This window comes from bacterium Scap17 (assembly GCA_013376735.1).
GTDB lineage: Bacteria > Pseudomonadota > Gammaproteobacteria > Pseudomonadales > Halomonadaceae > Cobetia.
Genome location: VINJ01000001.1, coordinates 713,290 through 734,405 on the forward strand (window position 1 = coordinate 713,290; position 21,116 = coordinate 734,405).

Annotated in this window: 18 protein-coding genes; 6 read left to right on the forward strand and 12 right to left on the reverse strand. The window is 63.7% G+C overall.

The features are described from left to right. Window positions 1-145: 145 nt before the first annotated feature. Window positions 146-598, reverse strand: a complete 453-nt coding sequence (locus FLM52_03055) for a universal stress protein (GenBank protein ID NVN54778.1) — start codon at window positions 596-598, stop codon at window positions 146-148. A 209-nt stretch (window positions 599-807) separates the two neighbouring features. Between FLM52_03055 and FLM52_03060 the strand changes: the two genes are divergently transcribed. Then, window positions 808-1,356: a preprotein translocase subunit YajC gene (locus FLM52_03060; protein ID NVN54779.1), complete on the forward strand. Its 549-nt coding sequence runs from the start codon at window positions 808-810 to the stop codon at window positions 1,354-1,356. A 124-nt stretch (window positions 1,357-1,480) separates the two neighbouring features. Here FLM52_03060 and slyA read toward each other — a convergent pair whose 3' ends face one another. Both slyA and FLM52_03070 read right to left on the reverse strand, forming a co-directional pair. Further along, on the reverse strand, window positions 1,481-1,927 hold the full coding sequence (slyA, locus tag FLM52_03065) for a transcriptional regulator SlyA (GenBank protein NVN54780.1): 447 nt from the start codon (window positions 1,925-1,927) through the stop codon (window positions 1,481-1,483). A gap of 217 nt (window positions 1,928-2,144) precedes the next feature. Beyond that, entirely contained in the window at window positions 2,145-3,257 is a 1,113-nt protein-coding gene (locus tag FLM52_03070; GenBank protein ID NVN54781.1) for a DUF2914 domain-containing protein, read from the reverse strand. A gap of 426 nt (window positions 3,258-3,683) precedes the next feature. Here FLM52_03070 and fadB point away from each other — a divergent pair, with 426 nt between their 5' ends. From fadB to FLM52_03085, 3 genes are all read left to right on the forward strand, one after another. Then, entirely contained in the window at window positions 3,684-5,834 is a 2,151-nt protein-coding gene (gene fadB / locus FLM52_03075) for a fatty acid oxidation complex subunit alpha FadB (protein ID NVN54782.1), read from the forward strand. Window positions 5,835-5,927: 93 nt separating this feature from the next. After that, complete coding sequence (gene fadA / locus FLM52_03080) at window positions 5,928-7,106, forward strand: acetyl-CoA C-acyltransferase FadA (protein NVN54783.1); 1,179 nt, start codon at window positions 5,928-5,930, stop codon at window positions 7,104-7,106. Window positions 7,107-7,310: 204 nt separating this feature from the next. After that, window positions 7,311-8,243 carry an amidohydrolase family protein gene (locus tag FLM52_03085; protein NVN54784.1) on the forward strand — a complete coding sequence of 311 codons (933 nt, stop codon included), beginning with the start codon at window positions 7,311-7,313 and terminating at the stop codon, window positions 8,241-8,243. 99 nt (window positions 8,244-8,342) lie between these two features. Here FLM52_03085 and FLM52_03090 read toward each other — a convergent pair whose 3' ends face one another. The 4 genes from FLM52_03090 to FLM52_03105 form a co-directional block, all read right to left on the reverse strand. Further along, entirely contained in the window at window positions 8,343-8,693 is a 351-nt protein-coding gene (locus FLM52_03090) for a hypothetical protein (protein ID NVN54785.1), read from the reverse strand. 21 nt (window positions 8,694-8,714) lie between these two features. Beyond that, a complete protein-coding gene (locus FLM52_03095) occupies window positions 8,715-9,773 on the reverse strand; it encodes a DNA polymerase III subunit delta (protein ID NVN54786.1) in 1,059 nt (352 codons plus the stop codon). 145 nt (window positions 9,774-9,918) lie between these two features. Beyond that, window positions 9,919-10,464 (reverse strand): hypothetical protein, encoded by a 546-nt coding sequence (locus FLM52_03100; GenBank protein ID NVN54787.1) that lies wholly within the window; start codon window positions 10,462-10,464, stop codon window positions 9,919-9,921. A 184-nt stretch (window positions 10,465-10,648) separates the two neighbouring features. Beyond that, window positions 10,649-13,249, reverse strand: coding sequence for a leucine--tRNA ligase (locus FLM52_03105; protein NVN54788.1), 2,601 nt, complete (start codon window positions 13,247-13,249; stop codon window positions 10,649-10,651). Between the two features lie 424 nt (window positions 13,250-13,673). Here FLM52_03105 and FLM52_03110 point away from each other — a divergent pair, with 424 nt between their 5' ends. Together FLM52_03110 and FLM52_03115 are read left to right on the forward strand one after the other, a co-directional pair. Continuing rightward, complete coding sequence (locus FLM52_03110) at window positions 13,674-14,249, forward strand: hypothetical protein (protein NVN54789.1); 576 nt, start codon at window positions 13,674-13,676, stop codon at window positions 14,247-14,249. Continuing rightward, window positions 14,249-15,466 (forward strand): tetratricopeptide repeat protein, encoded by a 1,218-nt coding sequence (locus FLM52_03115; protein NVN54790.1) that lies wholly within the window; start codon window positions 14,249-14,251, stop codon window positions 15,464-15,466. The genes FLM52_03110 and FLM52_03115 overlap by 1 nt, the downstream gene beginning before the upstream one ends. A gap of 124 nt (window positions 15,467-15,590) precedes the next feature. Here FLM52_03115 and FLM52_03120 read toward each other — a convergent pair whose 3' ends face one another. The 5 genes from FLM52_03120 to FLM52_03140 form a co-directional block, all read right to left on the reverse strand. Further along, window positions 15,591-16,343 carry a YdcF family protein gene (locus tag FLM52_03120; GenBank protein ID NVN54791.1) on the reverse strand — a complete coding sequence of 251 codons (753 nt, stop codon included), beginning with the start codon at window positions 16,341-16,343 and terminating at the stop codon, window positions 15,591-15,593. 119 nt (window positions 16,344-16,462) lie between these two features. Further along, window positions 16,463-17,980 carry an apolipoprotein N-acyltransferase gene (gene lnt / locus FLM52_03125; GenBank protein ID NVN54792.1) on the reverse strand — a complete coding sequence of 506 codons (1,518 nt, stop codon included), beginning with the start codon at window positions 17,978-17,980 and terminating at the stop codon, window positions 16,463-16,465. A gap of 86 nt (window positions 17,981-18,066) precedes the next feature. Beyond that, on the reverse strand, window positions 18,067-18,975 hold the full coding sequence (locus FLM52_03130; GenBank protein ID NVN54793.1) for a CBS domain-containing protein: 909 nt from the start codon (window positions 18,973-18,975) through the stop codon (window positions 18,067-18,069). A 128-nt stretch (window positions 18,976-19,103) separates the two neighbouring features. Beyond that, window positions 19,104-19,820: an rRNA maturation RNase YbeY gene (gene ybeY, locus FLM52_03135; GenBank protein ID NVN54794.1), complete on the reverse strand. Its 717-nt coding sequence runs from the start codon at window positions 19,818-19,820 to the stop codon at window positions 19,104-19,106. Then, window positions 19,817-20,929, reverse strand: coding sequence for a PhoH family protein (locus tag FLM52_03140; GenBank protein NVN54795.1), 1,113 nt, complete (start codon window positions 20,927-20,929; stop codon window positions 19,817-19,819). Before FLM52_03140 ends, ybeY begins: the two co-directional genes overlap by 4 nt. Between the last annotated feature and the right edge of the window lie 187 nt (window positions 20,930-21,116).

Consider the following 21,116-nt stretch of genomic DNA (forward strand, 5'->3'; position numbering starts at 1 on the left):
TGACGATGCTTGATGACCGTGCCGTGCAGAAAGCCCGTCAGCTGAACACACAAGAGGGCTGCCCATGGGCAGCCCTCTTGTCGTCCCTCACATGTCGTCGACGTGAGGTGTCGTCTGGCAGGAGGTGTCGTCTAGCCGGCCACCATCATTCCTCGCTGTCATCCGCGCCGACGCGCACCGCCAGCACGTCGCACTGGGCGCCGTGCAGGACACCCGTGGAGGTGGAACCCAGCAGCAGCGCAAAGCCATGACGACCATGCGAGCCGACCACGATCAGGTCCACGTCGTGTTCGGCCGCGAAGCGATGAATCTCGCTATCCGGCATGCCGACCACCACGTACTGGTCTTCGGCGGCGATATCATGAGGCGTGGCGATCTCGCTGAGTCGTTCACGGGCGTGGGAATCCAGCTGGTCCTGGATGCTGGTCAGGTCCATCGGGATATCACCGCCATAGGCAAAGCCCAGCGGTTCCAGCGTATGGATGATGGAAATCTTGGCGCCGTTGCGCTTGGCGATCGGCAGGGCCCGCTCCAGCACCAGATGGGAATCCTTGGTCAGGTCGACAGCGACCAGTACATGCTTGTATTCGTTGCTCATCCTGAGATCCTCCCGCAGAGGTTGGCCATTCGAGTGGCGTCGTGCACCTGCTTCCATGCTAGGCTTGCCGCCCCCTTGAACACAATGACTTACATCAACGTAATGGCAGTGCGTGATACGCAACACTGCGGGGTTGCATAGCCTATCCTGCGCTTTCACGCCACGTCCCGCTTGATGAAACCCTTGAATAGACAACCGATGGATAGACGATGACGACTGCGCTGATCATCATTTTTGTCGTGCTGGCGATGCTGTCGCCGCTGACCTGGCTACGCCCCAGCAAACGAGAGACGCGCACGTCACTGGTCCGCAAGGCGGTGATCGCCGATGGCATGCGGGTGGATCTCAAGGCGCCGCCTCTTTCTGACGCGCCCAAGGGCATCGTCGGTTACCGCCGCCCTTGGCCGACCGAACGCGATGTCACGCCCTTCATCCTCGTGCAGGATGAATGGGCCAGTGATGCCCTGCGTGAGGCGGTGCCGGGCTATCGCTGGCGCGAAGAGAGTCGCCTGGCGGACGATCCTGATGTCGCCGCGGCGCTGCAGCGCTTCACGCGCACGCTGCCGGAGGATGCCCTGATGCTGGAGTCGTCGCTCTCCGGTCTGACGCTGTGGTGGGGCGAGAGTCTGGATGTGGAGAGCTGCCACGACTGGCGGCGCGAATTCGAGGCCTTGCATGCGTTGTTGATCGACAAGGCGCCTATCTCGCACAAGCGTCGCCCGCTGGTGGGCACCGAGCCGAAGATGCCGGATGCCTGACACGGGCAGCCCTCCCGCCTGCAGAAAAAAGCCCCCATCGAGTGACTCGATGGGGGCTTTTTCATGTCCCGCTTGCGCTCATGTCATGCTGGCGCGGCCGGCCATTTTCGGTCGGCGTCTAGGCTCAGGCGCTCTCCGGCACCTTCTCGGAGATTTCCAGGCCATTGCGCTCCATGACACGCAGGCATTCGCAGAATTGATCGACCTGCGCTTCACTCAGACCGTTGAGCATCTCGATGCGAGTCTGCTCGGCGATGGCATCGATCTTCTCGATCAATGGCAGCGCCTTGCGGGTCAGGAAGATGCGCTTGGTGCGGCGGTCTTCCTCACAGGCACGGCGCTCGACCAGGCCCTGTTCGGTCAGTTGGTCCAGGGTGCGAACCAGCGACGGGGCTTCGATACCGATGGAGCGAGCCAGATCACATTGGGGCTGACCATCGCCCATGCGCCACAGGTGTACCAGCGTCATCCAGCGAGTCTGGGTCAGCCCTAGTGGGGACAGTCGCTGGTCCAGAATGGCGCGCCACAGGCGCGGCAGGCGGGAAAGCTTGAGTCCGATATCTTCATGCATGGATAGGTCGTCCGCTGAGTGCAAAGGTGAAGGGGCTTTTGTCATTGGCGCGCGTCCAGCATCACTCAAAAGTGAATGAGACTGATTCCTTATCTGCGCCGCCCTTCACATCAGCATGCTAGGCAGTCTGGATAATTACAAGCCTGCGAACGAATTTTACGTCCATGGTCGAGTAACTCAGCGTTCCTGCTTGCGGAGTGACTCGTGGTGGCGACTGTCACAAACCCGGAATCAGGTTGGTGATACGCCAGCCTGGGATGCCGGGGGGCTGGCTGATGGTGCTGTCGGCCAGGGTCGCCAGCTGCGGATCATCGCTGACCACGAAGCGCAGACTGCCGATGCGCTGTCCGTTCATCGTCTCGACATCGATGCGCCACTCGCCCTCGCTGCCCTGCGGGAAGGCCGTCTTGTGGGTCCAGGCGCGGTAGCCTTCGCTGCGCCCGCCGTTGATGTTCAGGGCGATGCGATCGACGACTTCGCCATCATGACGCCAGACGTGATAGACCTTCTCCGACAGGCCGCGCGGCGCACGGATGGCCGTGAAGGCGTAGAGGCCACGGGCGGAGAGTTGCGCAGGCGTCAGCTGCATCTCGCCACGCGGTGCGCGCGCCGCGGTATCGAAGTCCGGCGACAGGCTGCTGGCATTGATCCACAGCGTGGCGGGCGGAATCCAGGCGCGTGCCCCCCATGCGCCTACCCCGAGCATTACGCTGATGCCGATCATCGCCAGACCGCCGACCACCCCACGCGCGATGCGCAGGTTGGCGACGCTGGGCAGCGCGAACAGGCTCATGGCGGCACAGGCGGCCAGCAGGCTCTCACCTGTGGTCAGTTCCAGCAGCAGGGGCAGGGTGACCAGCACCACGACGAACACGCACAGGGCGTGGAAGCCGAAGTACAGCCAGCGATGACGCTCGGCCAGCCGGTAGTAGAAGGGGTCGAGAATCGACAGCAGGGTCGCGCCGCACAGCAGCAGCGTAAAGCCTGCCTGGCCGCTGGCCCAGTCGGTGGTCGCCAGGAAGAACGGCAGTGTGAAACACAGTGTCTCCTGCTGGATCAGCTGGGCCACGAAGGTCGCCAGCTTGCGGGGCAGGGCATTCTGACCGCGATGGCGGCGCAGGCGGCTCCACAGGCCTTCGGCGATCAGGATCAACCAGGCCAGCATCATGCCCAGCGCCAGCAGGCCGCCCAGCCATTGTTGACGGTTGACGAGAAAGAAACTGCAGATGCCGGCGGCGAAGCCGATCGGCGGCCATAGCCAGTGCCAGCGCTTGGTGCGTTCGACAAGGCCGGTCAGGCGTAGATACAGGGCGGTGAGAGTGCTACTCATGAAAGCATGATATCGATGAGGCCTTTGAAAGCCTGCTGGCGCGCGAGGAGGTGTCGCGGTCAGCCTGCGGGTTGGGAAAGCGTTCAGGGTAACGCGGCTGCCTTGTGCGGTGTAGCGTCGATCTTTGCCTACATCGGCTGTCGATAGCGTGCGCCAGTCAGCTCAGGCCAGTATACAGACGCCCTGTGACCTCCGACCTTTCGCTAATGTCCGCAGGCTTGATCTTTGTCCGTCACTGGCCCAAGCTGGCTATATTCAAACGCTTGTATGAAGCGCTGTGATGAGAGATGACTCTCACGCGGTGCCTCAGCCAGCGGCGAGTCCGGCGAGGCCGGTTGCCAGCGCCTTCATGGCCAACGCCCAAATGGCAGTGACCCTCGAGCGCCCGGCAGCCCCTTCACCTCTTTCTCTTGTGGAGATCCGTGGATGATCTATTCAGGCAAAACGCTAACCGTCGAGGCCAATCAGGACGCCATCGCCCTGTTGACCCTCGACCTTGAAGGCGAATCGGTCAACAAGCTGGCCAGCTACGTACTCAAGGAGCTGGGAGAGGCAGTCGAGGCCATCAAGGCGACGGCCGATCTCAAGGGGCTGGTCATCCGCTCCGCCAAGGAAGCGTTCGTGGTCGGTGCCGACATCACCGAGTTCCACCAGATGTTCGAGAAGGATGAAGCCTTCCTCATCGACATGAACATGAACATCCATGGCATCTTCAACGCCATCGAAGACCTGCCGTTCCCCACCGTCACTGCCATCAATGGACTGGCGCTGGGCGGTGGCTGCGAGATTACCCTGACCACCGATTTCCGGGTCATGGCCGACAGCGCCAAGATCGGCCTGCCGGAGACCAAGCTCGGCATCATCCCGGGCTGGGCGGGCTGTGTGCGTCTGCCGCGTCTGATCGGGGCTGACAACGCCATCGAGTGGATCTGTGGTGGCACCGAGAACCGTGCCGACAAGGCGCTGGCAGTGGGCGCCGTCGATGCCGTCCTGCCGGTGGCCGAGCTGGACGCGGCGGCACTCGATATTCTGGCGCGTGCCAATGCAGGCGAGCTGGACTATCAGGCGCGTCGTCTCGAGAAGACCTCGCCGCTCAAGCTCAATGCCATCGAGCAGATGATGGCCTTCGAGACCGCCAAGGGCTTCGTGGCCGGCAAGGCCGGTCCGCACTATCCGGCACCGGTGGAGGCCATCAAGGTCATCCAGAAGGGCGCGGGGGAATCGCGTGAGCGTGCCCAGGCCATCGAGGCCAAGACCTTCGCCAGGATGGCGCTGACCGACGTGGCCTTCAATCTGGTCGGCCTGTTCATGAACGATCAGGTGGTCAAGAAGAAGGCCAAGGGCTACGAGAAGCAGGCCAGTGAGATCAAGCAGGCCGCCGTGCTGGGTGCCGGCATCATGGGTGGCGGCATCGCCTATCAGAGCGCCAGCAAGGGCACGCCGATCCTGATGAAGGACATCAATGGCGAGGCCATCGAACTGGGTCTGAAGGAAGCACGCAAGCTGTTCGGCAAGGGCGTCGAGCGCGGCAAGCTGACCACCGAGAAGATGGCGCAGGGCCTGTCCAACATTCGCCCGACGTTGTCCTACGGTGACTTCGGCAATGTGGACCTGGTCGTCGAGGCGGTGGTCGAGAATCCCAAGGTCAAGGCCTCTGTGCTGGCCGAGCTCGAGGACAACGTCGCCGAAGACGCCATTCTGACCTCCAACACCTCGACCATCTCCATCACGCGACTGGCCGAATCGCTCAAGCGTCCCGAGAACTTCTGCGGCATGCACTTCTTCAACCCGGTGCACCGCATGCCGCTGGTCGAGGTCATCCGTGGCGAGAAGTCCAGCGATGCGGCCATTGCCGCGACCGTCGCCTATGCCCGCCAGATGGGCAAGACGCCGATCGTCGTCAACGACTGCCCGGGCTTTCTGGTCAACCGCGTGCTGTTCCCCTACTTCGGTGGCTTCAGCCTGCTGGTCGAGAAGGGCGCCGACTATCAGCGCGTCGACAAGGTGATGGAAAAGTTCGGCTGGCCGATGGGCCCGGCCTACCTGCTGGATGTGGTCGGCATGGATACCGCGGTGCACGCCAATGCGGTGATGGCGGAAGGCTTCCCGGACCGCATGGCGCGTGACGGCAAGACCGCCATCCAGGTGATGTATGACAACAAGCGCCTCGGCCAGAAGAACGCTCTGGGCTTCTACCGCTACGAGGAAGATCGCAAGGGCAAGCCGAAGAAGCTGGCGGATGATGAGGCTCAGGCGCTGGTGGCACAGGTCGTCAGCGAGACGCGCGAGTTCTCCGATGACGACATCATCGCGCGCATGATGGTGCCGCTGTGCATGGAAACCATCCGCTGCCTGGAAGACGACATCGTCGGCAGCCCGGCCGAGGCCGACATGGCCCTGATCTACGGCATCGGTTTCCCGCCATTCCGTGGTGGCGCACTGCGCTATGTCGATGCCATGGGCGTGGCCGAGTTCGTCGCGCTGGCCGATAGTCTGGCCGAAGAGCTGGGCCCGCTGTATCGCCCGACCGAGGCGCTACGCGAGCGCGCCAAGCGTGGCGACGCCTTCTACTCCTGAGCCTTTGATGGCTGAGCGCCCGAGTGGCCGCCAGCACTATCCGACCAGAATTTTCGGCCCTCGCGACAGCGAGGGCCATGAGGGAGCCAGACAATGAATCTGAATCCGAGAGATGTGGTAATCGTCGATGGCGTGCGTACCGCCATGGCCAAGGCCAAGAATGGCGCCTTCCGACACGTGCGTGCCGAGAACCTGTCCGCCGCGGTAATGCAGGCGCTGTTCGATCGCAATCCCGGCCTGGTGCCGGCCGAGGTCGACGACATCATCTGGGGCTGCGTCAACCAGACCCTGGAGCAGTCAATGAACATCGCGCGCAATGCCGCCATCATGACCGGCATTCCGCGCACCGTACCGGCGCAGACGGTCAACCGCCTGTGTGGTTCCTCGATGAGCGCCCTGCATATCGCCACCGCCAACATCAAGGCCGGCATGGGGGACTTCTATCTCATCGGCGGCGTCGAGCACATGGAGCACGTGCCGATGGCGCATGGGGTCGACGTCAATCCGGCGGCCAGCAAGCATGCGGCCAAGGCGGCAATGATGATGGGCCTGACCGCGGAACTGCTCGGCAAGATGCATGGCGTGAGTCGTGAGCAGCAGGATGAGTTCGGTGTGCGCTCCCACCAGCGAGCCCAGGCTGCCGCCGATGAAGGTCGCTTCGACAATGAGATCATCGGTGTCGAGGGCCATGATGCCGAGGGTCGGCGTGTCCTGGTGACCCGCGATGAGGTCATCCGTGGCGATGCCAGCATGGAGTCCATGGGCAATCTCAAGCCGGTCTTCGATCCCAAGGGCGGTACCGTGACAGCGGGCACCTCTTCCGCGCTGTCGGTGGGCGCCTCGGGCATGGCGGTGATGAGCGCCGAGCGAGCCGAAGCGCTGGGCCTCAAGCCCATCGCGCGAGTGCTGTCCACTGGCGTGGCAGGCTGTGACGCCTCCATCATGGGCTACGGGCCGGTGCCGGCCTCCAAACAGGCGCTCAAGGCAGCAGGCCTGACCATCGAGGACATCCAGACCGTCGAATTGAATGAGGCCTTCGCGGCGCAGTCGATTCCGGTGCTCAAGGACCTTGGCCTGCTGGAGCGCGTCGACACGGCGGTCAACCTCAACGGTGGCGCCATCGCACTGGGTCACCCGCTGGGCTGTTCCGGTTCGCGTATCTGCACCACGCTGCTCAACGTCATGAAGCAGCAGAACACTCGCCTGGGTCTGGCGACCATGTGCATCGGCATGGGCCAGGGCGTCGCGACCGTCTTCGAGCGACTCGACTGAACGTCAGCACCTTCGGTCAGCGTCTTCGATAAGCGATCAGGCCACGCCTGATACCAAAAGCGGCATGTCTTCGGACATGCCGCTTTTTCGTCGGCAGGCTTTTGTCTGGAAACGAGAGGGGCGGCGCAGTATCGTGGCAGTGGGCGATCGAGCGTCACGTCGCCCCGGGCTTGATGATTGAGGTTACGCGAGGGAGTCGCATCGATGGACTGGAATCATGTCGAGCAGGATCTGCCGCGCGCCACGCCGCCCAGACCCTTGCCACACCCCCTGACCTTCCGGTTGCCGGCGGGCAGTATTGATTGTCACCTTCACCTGTTTGGTGACCCGGTGCGTTACCCATTGGCGGCGGACAGAACCTATGACCCGGCGCCTGTGGGGCTCAGTGAAGCACTCGAGATGCATCATGCATTGGGCGCCAGCCACGGCGTGCTGATACAGCCCAGTGTCTATGGCTATGACAATCGCCTGCTGTGCGACAGCCTGCAGAGCTGTCGCGAGCGTGGGCTGGACTATCGTGGCGTGGCGGTTGTCACGCCCGACATCAGTGATGCCGAGCTTGAGCGACTCTCCGAGCTGGGAGTGTGTGGCGTTCGCCTCAACCTGATCTTCGCCGGCGGGTTGCGCTGGCGTGATGTGGTGCTGCTGGCGGACCGCCTGGCACGCTTCAAGTGGCACCTGGAATGTCTGATCGACGTCTCGACCTTCCGTGACATGGAAGCGCGCCTAGGCAGCTTGCCGGTGCCGGTGGTAATCGACCACATGGGCCATCTGGCGGCCACGCGTGGCCCGGAGTGCCCCGGCTTTGCCGCGCTGTGTCGACTGCTCAAGCAAGGGCGCACCTGGGTCAAGCTGTCGGCGCCTTACCGGCTGACCACGCGTGGTCGCTTGCCTTACTCCGATGTCACGGCGCTGGTGCGGGCGCTGGTGGCGGCCAATCCGGAGCGCGTCGTGTGGGGCAGTGACTGGCCGCATCCCTATATCGGCGTCGAGATGCCGGAAGAGGACACCCTGGCCGAGCTGATGCAGCGCTGGTTGCCGGAGCGCGAGATGCGCGAGAGGATATTCCGCGACAATCCGCGCAAGCTCTACGGCTACAAGGCATTCGTGAAGTCCAGGGCGGATACGGCGCACTGAGCGCAGATCGAATGTTCGCTTGAGACCCGCAGGCATGCCCCAATGGCAATGGCCCCCGTCAGTGAACTGGCGGGGGCTTGCGCATGGGATGATAGATGACTACAGCGTCTGGAAGGCCACGCGCGTGCCATGGGCCAGCAGGCTGGCATTGTCGGTCGGCGTCGTGGGCAGGCCGATCATCTCATCTTGCACTTCCGCCCAGGTCTGCACGCCGTGGGTCAGCCCCAGCGGCAACAGCAGGCGGCTGATCCACTGTGTGCCGGTGAAGCGCAGGGACTGGCCGTTGTCATCGACCAGGCGACTGATGCCAGCGGCGTGATGCAGGCGGACCACATGAAGCCCTTGATCCAGCGTCTGCACTTCCACTGTCAGGGTATTGCCTGCGGCGAGCCACCGTCGCAGAGTCTCGATATCGACGGCTTCGTCAAGTGTGCTGAAGGAAGTCTGCATGCGTTCTCCCTGGGGTCTGAATCACACCACCTTGTAGGCATGAGGTAGTTCGGCCAGTGGGCCGCGTCCGCCGGCGAGTGTCAGGGCGAGATCGACCATCCCGTCCCAGATGGGCAGCGTCATCCCGCCCTTGATCGCCATGTCGAGTCGCTGCGAGAACAGCAGCAGCTTGTGCAGGCGCTTGTGGGGCAGGCGGTTGAGTGCCTGTTGATAGAAGGGGCGACGCTTGTCGAAGATCATCGGCTTCTGCGCCTTGCAGGCATGCTCGAAGCTCTGGCCTTGATCGAGGTGCTGGCGCAGCGAGAGCAGGGTGCGCAGCTCGCGGGTCAGTGCCCACAGGATCACCGGCGGCTCGACGCCTTCTCCCCTGAGCCCGAGCACGATGCGGCCACTGCGCTCGACTTCCCCCTTCAGACACGCATCGGCCAGCGTGAAGACATCATAGCGGGCATTGTCCTCGACGCCCTGGACGATGGCATTGCCATCCAGGCGTGCGCCCGGCGGGTGCAGCAGCGCCAGCTTCTGAAGCTCCTGATCCGCGGCCAGCAGATTGCCCTCGATGCGCTCTGCCAGCAGGCGGGCGGCGTCCTGATTCAGCTCGAGGCCGTGACGACGGGCGCGATCGCGAATCCAGAAGCCGAGGCGGGAGTGGTCCACCGGCCAGACTGCGATGAAGACGCCGACCTTCTCCAATGCCTTGAACCACGCCGTCTGCTGCACCTTGCGATCGAGACGCGCTGCGGTGATCAGCAGGATGTCGCCATCCTTCTCGATGCGCTCGGCGTAGGCCTTGAGGACCTTGCTGCCTTCCTGGCCGGCACTCTGGGTGCCCAGGCGCAGCTCGATCAGCTTGCGCGAGGCGAACAGTGACATGCTGGCGGCAGACTCGGTCAAACGGCCCCACTGAAAGCCATTCTCGACATGCAGTACCTCGCGCTCCTCGACACCGGCGGCACGCGCCGCACGCCGGATGGCGTCGCAGCTTTCCTGATGAATCAGCGGCTCGTCACCGGCCACGATATAGACGGGAGACAGGCGCTTGTTGAGCTGCTCGTCGAGCTTGTCGGGATAGACCTTCATGAATGTCCTTCGATATTGCGCAGGCGAGGGCGGTGATGCCGGTGGACGATAGACGAACACGGCTCCGCGATGGTCGGTTGCCCGATGGCGCGGAGCCGTGCTGTCAGTACGCTCTGGCGTTGGACATCGCGCCGATCCAGAGGTGTCAGGGAGTGATCGAGCGCAGGCGCTCCAGCAGCTGACGGCTCAGGTCACGATTGACTTCCCCGGCCGCACGCTCGCGGAGGTCATCGGTGTTGAGCAGGTCATCATCGTTGGTATAGAAGAAGCTGCTGGCCTGCAGCTCCTGCTGGTTGGTCAGATAGGCCCCATCGGACTTGCGCTGCAGCGAGTAGGTCAGGCGATAGGTCAGTTCACGCTTGATGCTGCCGGCATCGCCGTAGGTGATCTGCTGCACGTTCTCACGGACCTTGCCCAGGTTGAGGGTCAGCGGGGCGCTGTCGCTCAACTGGACGTCGGCACGCTCGAGAGCGTCGCGCAGGGCGTCGTGGGTCTTGGTGATCGGTGCCTGGACGTCCAGCTCGGTGATGGCCATCGGCGCATCGTTCACGCCGCGCAGCTGGAAGCCGCAGCCGCTCAGTGTCAGCGCCAGGCCGACGCCGAGGGCGGCCAGCACACGACGGCGGCCGAGGCCGCGGGATGCACGCTCTGATGTGTCTGTTGAAACACTGGAAGACTTCGCTTGCGTCACCGTGACCTCCTGTCATGAACGGGTGTCATGAATATCTTGCGAGAGCGCTGCGTGGTGCCTGTCAGCATCACGCAGCGCACGGAATATGGCCGTCAGAGACCGACATTTTCTACTCGTCTGTCGGCCTCTGATGGGACCGGCGACTCGGGCCGCCGGTATCTTGCTCTGCCTGGTCGGGTTGCTATCAGTTGGCGACGATATTGACCAGCTTGCCCGGCACCACGATCACCTTGCGCACCGTCTTGCCATCGGTGTGCTTGGAGACATTGGCATCTGCCAGCGCAGCGGCTTCGATGGCGTCGCGATCGGCATCGGCGGCGAAGGACAGACGCGCACGCAGCTTGCCGTTGACCTGTACGACCAGCTCGATGCTGTCCTTCTTCATCGCATCAATATCAGCGACCGGCCAGCTGGCATCGATCACGGCTTCGTCGTGGCCCAGTGTCGCCCACAGCGAGTGGCTGGCATGCGGGATGATCGGTGACAGCAGCAGCACGCAGGCCTCGACGGCTTCACGGCTGACGGCCAGGCCCTGCTCGGAGGTGTCCTCGAAGCGGCTGATGGCGTTGACCAGCTCCATCACGGCCGCGATGGCGGTGTTGAAGGTGGTGCGGCGGCCGATGTCGTCGCTGCACTTGGCGATGGTCTCGTGTGTCTTGCGACGCAGCGCCTTCTGATCATCGTTCAGGGCAGTCACGTCCAGCGCGCCCGGAGTGCCGGCGGCGACATGCTCGTGAACCAGACGCCAGACGCGCTTGACGAAGCGGTGTGCGCCCTCGACACCGGAATCGGACCATTCCAGCGACTGCTCCGGCGGCGCGGCGAACATCATGAACAGGCGCACGGTGTCGGCACCGAAGCGGTCGATCATCGACTGCGGGTCCACGCCGTTGTTCTTGGACTTCGACATCTTCTCGGTGCCACCGATTTCCACCGGCAGACCATCGGACTTCAACACGGCCTTGACGGCGCGGCCCTTGCCGTCGGTCTCGACGTCCACGTCCAGCGGGTTGAACCAGTCGCGGCCGCCTTTCTCATTGATGCGGTAGTAGGTATCCGCGACCACCATGCCCTGGGTCAGCAGCTGCTTGAACGGTTCGTCGCTGTCGACCAGGCCGAAGTCACGCATCAGCTTGTGGAAGAAGCGCGAGTAGAGCAGGTGCAGGATGGCATGCTCGATGCCGCCGATGTAGTAGTCGACCGGCAGCCAGTAGTTGGCGCGTTCGTCCAGCATGGCATCGGCGTTGTCCGCACAGCAGAAGCGCGCGTAGTACCAGGAGGACTCCATGAAGGTGTCGAAGGTATCGGTCTCGCGCTGCCAGCCATCGCCCAGGTCACTGAAGGACGGCATCTTCTTGATCGGCGAGCCGCCGGAGGCGTCGAATTCGACTTCCAGCGGCAGAGCGACCGGCAGTTCGTCGTCGGTCAGCGGGATGGATTCTCCGTTGGGGCCATTCTTGACCGGGATCGGCGCGCCCCAGTAGCGCTGACGGGAAACACCCCAGTCGCGCAGGCGGAAGTTGGTCTTGACTTCACCACGGCCCTGTTCGACCAGGCGCGCTGCGATGGCATCGAAGGCACTCTCGAAGTCGAGGCCATCGAAGTCACCGGAGTTGATCAGCACGCCGTGATCGGTGAAGGCGGCGTCGCTGACGTCAGGCGCATTGCCGTCGGCATCGGCGATCACGGCTTCGATCGGCAGGTCGTACTTGGTGGCGAATTCGTGGTCACGCTCGTCGTGGGCCGGCACGGCCATCACGGCACCGGTGCCGTATTCCATCAGCACGAAGTTGGCGACGAAGACCGGCACTTCACGGCCGGTCAGCGGGTGGATGGCCTTGAAGCCGGTATCCATGCCGCGTTTTTCCATGGTCGCCATGTCGGCTTCGCTGGTGCCGCCACGCGCGCACTCGGCGTTGAACTCGGCAAGCTCCGCATTGTGCTCCGCCGCGGCCTTGGCCAGCGGGTGAGCGGCGGCGACGCCGACGTAGGTCACGCCCATCAGGGTGTCCGGACGGGTGGTGAAGACGGTCAGGGATTCCTGTACCTGGCTTGCCCTGGCGTCGAGGCCGAAGCTCAGCTCGACACCGCGCGACTTGCCGATCCAGTTGCGCTGCATGGTCTTGACCTGCTCCGGCCACTCGACCTTGTCGAGGTCGGCCAGCAACTCTTCGGCATAGTCGGTGATGCGCAGGAACCACTGCGGGATTTCCTTGCGCTCGATCAGCGCGCCGGAACGCCAGCCACGGCCGTCGATGACCTGCTCATTGGCGAGCACGGTCTGGTCCGCCGGGTCCCAGTTGACGATGGAACTCTTCTTGTAGACGACACCCTTCTCGACCAGCTTGGCGAAGAACCACTGCTCCCAGCGATAGTATTCCAGGTCGCAGGTGGCGAACTCACGGCTCCAGTCGTAGGCGAAGCCCAGTGCCTTGAGCTGATCGCGCATGTAGGCAATGTTCTCGTGGGTCCACTTGCCCGGCGCGACGTTGTTCTTCATCGCGGCGTTTTCCGCCGGCAGGCCGAAGGCGTCCCAGCCCATCGGCTGCATGACGTTCTTGCCCTGCATGCGCTGGAAGCGCGAGATCACGTCACCGATGGTGTAGTTGCGCACGTGCCCCATGTGCAGCTTGCCGCTGGGGTAGGGGAACATTGACAGGCAGTAGAACTTCTCGCGGTTGGCATCTTCCACCGCCTTGAAACACTGATTTTTCTCCCAGTACTGCTGGGCAGCCTGTTCGATCTGATCGGGAGCGTACTGTTGAGAAGTATCCTGTGAATCCATCGGGTCCGTCACTACCTTGGCATTGGCCGCTACCCGTCACCAGGGACAGGCAGGGCGTGAAGAGGTGGGCGGTCACATCGGGATGGGCCGCCACTGTCTGCGATGGGGTCAAGTCTACCCCAGACGCCAGGCCTCAGGTAGGGGAGGCGAGTGCCGTGGCGCCAGGCGTATGCGCTTCATGCTGCCAGTGCCACGCGCTTGATGCGTGTCAGGGAGTGGAAGCGTGTGGCTTGTGTCGCAACGCCAACACCACCATGCTGAAGGTAGAGCGCCATGCCCTCCCGCAGTACGGGAGAAGGTGAAGACACAAGGAGAGTCCATGAGCCAACCACGTGAACCCCGCGATCCCCATGAGCCGATCAGCGCCACGGAGCGTAATACGGCTGCCACGTCCTCGTACGACAGTGGCTTTGAAGATACGCCGATGCCCTCGCGCTCAGCCTCCAGTCAGTTGCAGGGCGAAGGTGAAGGACGTCTCGGCGATGCCTATGGGCGAATCCTTTCGCGTCTGGAAGACAGCAGTGGTGAGCTGTCGTGGGATGGCCTCAAGGCCGAGCTGGATGAGGCGGTCAAGTTCGAGGCCGAGGTCGAGGAATTCACGCTGGACGAGCTGGCGCTGCTGCGTGCCTGGGTCGAGCGTGACATGCGTGAATTCCGCCGCCACCTGGCGACCGGCGGAGAAGGGATCGCCAGCTGGCTGGGGATCGATCTCTCGGTGTTGTCGCGCAGTGTCAGTTCCGCGCTGATGTCGATCGCGGACCGCACCGTGGTGGACCGCGCCCACTTCGAGGAAGACCTCGAGGCCGCGCGCGCCGACTACACCAGCGGCGAGGTCATCGCGCCGGGGCTATTGCATTGCGTGCACTGTGAGTCGACCACCACGCTCACGCGCCCCAGCGTGCTGGAGCCCTGCCATGCCTGTGGACATCGTTTCTTCTCGCGTGGCGCGCCGCCCGTCACTCGTCAGCCCCCCACGACCGACGAGAGTGATCAGAGCTGATGGCGACACCGTCAGACTGGTTCGCCCCGGCGCATGCCACCTGGATCGCCGGTCAGCGCCACAAGGCATTGCAACAGCTGATCGAGCACTTCAACCAGCGCCCGCGCCCACGTGATGCGGGCCTCTTCAAGCAGATCTCCTATTACCTCTTTCTGCTTGCGGATTATCGCTCGGCCAGCCAGATTCTGGCCCAGGGGCATGTGGAGTGTCCGGCCGATGAAGAGATCGCGCTCAACCAGGTGGTGTGTCTGTCGCGTGCCAATGATGCCGCTGGCTCGCTGGCGGCCGGTGAGGCATTGGCCGCACGGGGCTGTCGCAATCCGGTGCTGTTCGACTCGCTGGCCAGCAGCGCGGCCAGGCTCAAGCGCCACGATGAGGCACGCGAGTATGGCAGTCGCGCCCTGGCGCTGAAGGATGAGCGGCATGGGAGCCTGCCGTTGGCGAAGGGCTGGCGACTGCCCGCTGACCCCCCCTCGGCAGTCGCGGCCGGCAAGACGCGAGTGCTGGCCTTCGGCCTCTGGGGCAAGGGGCCGCGCTACCTGAACGGCATGCTGCATAACCTGCTGTTGGCGCCGGTGCTGTATCCGGGGTGGCAGGTTCGGCTCTATCACGATGACAGCGTGCCCGATGACTTCCTGGCTCTGGCGCGGCAACTGGACGCCGAGCTGATCGAGCGTCCCGCCAGTGACACCCTGAGACAGCGGCTGTGTTGGCGCTTCGCGGTCGCCGATGACCCGACGGTGGGTTACTTCGTGGTCCGCGACTGCGACAGCGTCATCAGCCTGCGCGAAGTGCGCGCGGTGCAGATGTGGCTGACGTCCGGGCGCTTCTTCCATGTCATGCGTGACTGGTGGAGTCATACCGATCTGGTGCTGGCGGGGCTATGGGGCGGGGTGGCCGGAGTCCTGCCGCCACTCGAGACATTGTTGGCCCGGTGGCAGCCACAGCATGTCGAGACGCCGAATATCGATCAGTGGTTCATGAAGGAGTGCGTGTGGCGCTATCTGCGCGAAAGCCTGGTCAGCCACGACCGGTGTTACTCGCTGCAGATCAAGGGTCGTGACAGCCTGAAGTTCCCGGATGACTTGCTGGGAGAAGCGCCTGGCGGCACGGCGCATGTCGGCAGTGACGAGTGGACGCGCGATCGCGCCTTCCAGCGCCGCCAGCTGGGGCCATGGCTCAAGGAGGCCAGCTGGATGCGTGACAGCGACGACTGAGCGTAATCCTGCGATAAGCTCCCGATGAGCGGGTTATATAGACACACGAAGGGCTGCCCATGGGCAGCCCTTCGTGTGTCTTGCCAGCAGTCCTTCGCTTGCCTTGCCAGCAGTGCTGTCGGGTCTAGCGACCCACCAGCCAGCCGATCCATTCATGCAGTGCCCAACGTGACTGGGTCAGCGCGGAGCTGTTGGGGATCCAGGCATCGATGCCCAGTCCCGACACCGTGGTGTAGCCCACCGGCGCCGGGATGATGGTGCGGAAGCCCTGATTTTGGAAGTTGCGCATCGCGCGCGGCATGTGCCAGGCGCTGGTCACCAGCACGATCTTGTTGATGTCGTCCTGCTCGAGCATCTCGCGCGTGAAGAGCGCATTCTGCTGGGTGTTCTCGCTGCGGTTTTCCAGCCAGCGCGCCGGGTAGTCGAATTCATCGATCAGCGAGCGCTGCATCAGCTCGGCGAGGGTGCCGTCATCGGAAGACGATACCTTGCCACCGGTGAGCAGAATCGGCAGCTCCGCGTTGCGTGCCACGCGTACGCCTTCGTCCAGACGGCTGAGCGTCTCGCCATTGATGCGATCGCGACCCTGCAGCTCCGGGGCGTCGTAGTAGCGTCCGCCGGAAAGCACCACCACGGCCTGCGCCTGGATCCACTCTGCCGGTTCACTGGGTTGAATACGCTCCAGCCCTGACATCAGGCGCGTGGAGACGACCGGCGAGGACAGCAGCCACATGCCCAGAATGGCCACGACCATCATGGCGCGTGCCAGGCCCGGCCAGCGCTTGAGCACGAGCATGGCCAGAAACAGCAGCAGGAGAGGCCCGCCGGGCGGCAATACCAGGTCCTTGATGATGCCGAGTAACTCTGTGATGCCCATTGTGGTCTCGCTTGTGCAGAGGCAGTGCCGGGCATCGGCCCGGCAACGGGTAAGGTTGAGCGTTCAAGCGTCTGAGGCCCAGGGGGCGCAGGCGTTCTGGGGCTCAGGCATTATGGGTCTCAGGCGTCCTGCGGATGTTGACGGCGCGCCTTGAGGCATTCGTTGATGCCCAGCACGAGGCCCGGCGCCAGCAGCAGCCCGATCAGGATCCACACCGGCAGCAGGCCGTAGTGCATCCAGGGCGTCATGCCCAGTTGCAGGCGGATATCGCCAGTGACGGTGGCCTCCTCGAACTGGGGGCCTTGGGCGATGATCTCACCCTGCGGCGAGATGATCGCCGTGACGCCATTGCTGGTGGCTCGCAGCAGATAGCGGCCGTTTTCCAGCGCGCGCAGCTGGGCCATCTGCAGGTGCTGCAGCGGGCCGATGGAGTGACCGAACCAGGTGTCGTTGGAGACGGTCAGCAGCACGGTAGAGCTCAAGGCGCGCTGGCGGACCAGCTCCGGATAGACGATCTCGTAGCAGATCGCCACGCCGATACGCAGACCGCTGACCATCAGCGGCGGCTGCTGGCTGTCGCCTGACTGCATGCTCGACATCGGCAGGTCCAGGAAGCCGATGATGCCCCGCAACCAGCTTTCCAGCGGTACATACTCGCCGAAGGGCACCAGGTGCTCCTTGCGATACTGGGCCGAAGGGTCATCGATGGGAATCACGCTGTTGTAGAAGCGATTGTCGGCGTCACGCTCGACGATCCCGGTCATCAGACCGGTCTTGGGCGGCAGAGTGGCCTGGATGCGCTCGAGGAAGGGCTCGGCCTGGTCGCGCAGCATCGGCAGTGCCGTCTCCGGCCAGACGATCAGGTCGGCATCGTCCTGCACGGCGCGCGTCATCGCGGCGTAGGTATTGGCCGCACGGCGCTGACCTTCGGCGCTCCACTTGATCAACTGCGGCAGGTTGCCTTGCAGCAGAGCGACGCGCGCCGGCTGGCCGCCGGACTGTGTCCAGTCGGTCGGCAGCAGCAGCCCCGCGCTCCACAGCACGATCAGTGGCGCGATCGCCCACCAGCGGCGACGCAGGGCCAGATTCCACAGCAGCGCCCCGGACAGCGCGATGATCAGCGAGATACCGTAGACCCCAAGCACTGGCACCCAGCTGGCCAGCGGCGAGCCCACGGCACTGTTGCCCAGCAGCAGCCACGGGAAGCCGGTGAAGGCCCAGGTGCGGAACAGCTCGCTGAGCACGAACACCGCGGCGAATGACAGCACATCGAGCTTGCGTGAGCAGAAGCGCTGCCACAGACCCATCCACAGCATCGGGAACAGCGCCATGCAGGCCACGAACAGCATCGTCAGCAGCACCGCCAGCGGCATGCCGGTATAGCCATAATCATGAATCGAGACATAGACCCAGCTGGCCCCGCTGCCGAACAGGCCGACCCCGAACCACCAGGCGCGCAGGAAGCCACCACCTTCCATGCGCAGCGCCCCGTAGAGCAGGCCTGCGCCGATCGGGCCCAGCCACCACTGCTCGAAGGGGGCAAAGCTCAGGGTGACCAGTACCCCGGCAATGGTCGCCAGTACATTGGCCAGCAACGAGGCGCCCGGGAAGCTCCTCGCGCGGGGGGAATCTGACATGCCGCTCTCCTTGTAAAATGCCAGACACATCGGCGGATGTGTCTGGCATTGTCCTCTATCGGGTCAGCCTGTGGTCAGGCCATGAATCACTCGCCGCTGATGTGCGCACGATGCTCGGCCGAGGGCGGCGCGACACCGGTGGCATCTTCCAGACGGCATACCTGTACCTGACGAATGCGACGATTGTCCGCATTGAGCACCGTGAAACGCCAGCCGGCGAAATCGGTGGATTCCTGACGGCGCGGCATGTGGCCGAAGCGCTGGATCATCAGACCACCGATGGTGTCGAATTCCTCATCGGAGAAGTCGGTATCGAAGTGCTCGTTGAAGTCATCGATGGTGGTCAGCGCGCTGACGGCGAATTGACCATCGCCCAGCTCGCGAATGTCCTCATCCTCATCGGTGTCGTGCTCATCCTCGATATCCCCGACGATCTGCTCGAGGATATCCTCGATGGTGACAAGGCCTGCCGTGCCGCCGTACTCGTCGATGACCACCGCCATGTGGTTGCGGGTCTCGCGGAATTCCTTGAGCAGGCTGTTGAGGCGCTTGGATTCAGGGATGAACATCGCCGGACGGATCGCTTCGCGCAGATCGAAGCGCTTGCGCTCGCTGTCATTTTGCAGAATCAGCGGCAGCAGGTCCTTGGCCAGCAGGATGCCGAGCACCTCGTCGAGGTTCTCGTCGATGACGGGATAGCGGGAGTGAGCCGATTCGAGAATCAGCGGCAGGTACTCCTCCGGGCGCTGATCGACCTGAATGGCCTGCACCTGGGAGCGGGGGATCATCACCTCGCGCACCTGCTGGTCGCTGATTTCCAGCGCGCCTTCGATGATGGCGATGGCGTCCTGATCGAGGTTGAGGCGTGGGCCTACCTCAGCCAGAAACTGGAGCAGCTCGCTACGGGAGCTGGGTTCGTCGGTGTCGCTTGAGAAGGCGCCGAACAGCTTATCGAGCCAGGTTTTCGATTGGCTTCCCGATCGGTCTTCGCTCATGCGTTAGTTTCTCTTTTCCTCGGTGGCGATACCCCATCGTCGTGGCGGTATCGGGGCTGCCGGGTGACTCGGGGACAAGCCCCGAAGCACCCGGCGGCGGGTGCTGCCGATGCGCAGGGGCGCCGGCATCAGTGATTCTCTTCCCGGTAGGGGTCGGCGATGCCGAGCCCTGCCAGCACATGACGCTCGAGCGCTTCCATGCGTTCGGCTTCATCGTCCTCGATATGGTCATAGCCGAGCAAGTGCAAGGTGCCATGGACCAGCATGTGGGCGAAATGATGTTCCAGCGATTTGCCCTGTTCCCGCGCTTCGCGGGCGACGACATGCACGCTGATGATCAGGTCGCCCAGAAAGCGCTGCTCATCAGGGCTCTGCTCGTCAGCATCGCTCAACGTGTCTGACGCCAGCATGACATCGTCGATGTTGTGGCCGTCGAGATCTTCCTCTTCGCCAGCGTCCAGATCGCCCTCCGGCATGCTCGCAAGCGGCAGGCTGTCGTCCTCGACTTCCTCGGCGAAGCGCGCGGCCAGTTCCGGCGGCAGGGCGAAGTCGTCCAGATCCAGCGGCTCATGCGGGAAGGACAGCACATTGGTCGGGGAATCCTTGCCACGATAATCGCGATTGAGGCCCTGACTCTCGGCTTCTTCCACCAGTCGCACGGTCAGCTCGTACGGCGCCGCGGCGTCGCTGGCCTCGCGCTCGAGTGCGCCATCTTCCGCGGCGGCCAGCAGCGCAGCCGCCACCCAGGCTTCCAGCTGATGGCTGGCCGGCAGCGGCTGACCATCGAATTCACTCTCGCCGATGGCCAGTTGCAGGTCCACCATGACCGCAGGGGCTTCGCTCACTGGCTACCTCCCGGCGGGGTGCTGTCGGCGGGTGGTATGTTGCTCTGGGCATTGAGTGCTGCCATGCGGGCTTCACGCTCGGCTTGACGCTTCTCGCGACGCTCGCCTTCCTGCTGCTCCTCCGCGGCCTCGAAGGTGTCGTAGGCCTCGACGATGCGCTGCACCAGCGGGTGGCGCACGACGTCCTTGGCCAGGAAGCGCGTGATGCTGATCCCCGGGGTGTCCTTGAGCACTTCCAGCACATGGGCAAGGCCGGACTGAGTACCACGCGGCAGATCGACCTGCGAGACGTCACCAGTGATGACGGCGGTGGAGCCGAAACCGATGCGCGTCAAGAACATCTTCATCTGCTCACGCGTGGTGTTCTGGGACTCGTCGAGAATGATGTAGGCGTTGTTGAGCGTCCGGCCGCGCATGTAGGCCAGCGGCGCGATCTCGATGATCTGGCGCTCGATCATCTTGTTGACGTGTTCGAAGCCGAGCATCTCGTACAGGGCGTCGTAGAGCGGGCGCAGGTAGGGGTCGATCTTCTGGGCCAGGTCGCCGGGCAGGAAGCCGAGCTTCTCGCCGGCCTCGACCGCCGGACGCACCAGCAGGATACGTCGCACTTCGTTGTTGTTGAGCGCTTCCACGGCCGCCGCGACGGCAAGGTAGGTCTTGCCGGTACCGGCCGGGCCGATGCCGAAGTTGATGTCGTGATTGCGCATCTCGGTGACATAGCCCTGCTGATTGAAGCCGCGCGGGCGCACGACCACCTTTGGCGTGCGAATCACCACATCGCCGTAGGTGGCGCCCTGGTCTTCGGCGGCTTCGACCAGCGCCTCGACGCCGGATTCCTGCAGGAACAGATGCACGGTCTCGGCATCGACCTCACCGGCCCCTGTCTCGCGGTACAGGTGCTCGAGGACGTTGGCGGTCGCCTTGACGGCCGCGGCAGGACCCGCGATCTGGAAGTCGTTGCCGCGGTTGCGCAGGGTGACACCGAGCCGGGATTCGATCAGCTTGAGATGCTCGTCGCGCTGACCGGTCAGGCTGGCCAGACGCTGCGGGTCTGCCGGCTCAAGCGTCATGTTGAGAATGCGATTGGCTTGCTGTGACTGGTGGCTCAAGGCGTCGAATATCCTGATAGTGATGAGTGGCGAAGAGGCTTGGCGATGAGGGCCGCCACGGCGCATGACGGCGCCATTTCAGTGTCAATGGTGACGCGTTGCCGAAGTCTCAAGAGAGCTTAATGCGCGATGGCCGTACAGGGCAATTGTCCTGTACGGCCAGCGTGGCTATCTGCTTGATAGCGGG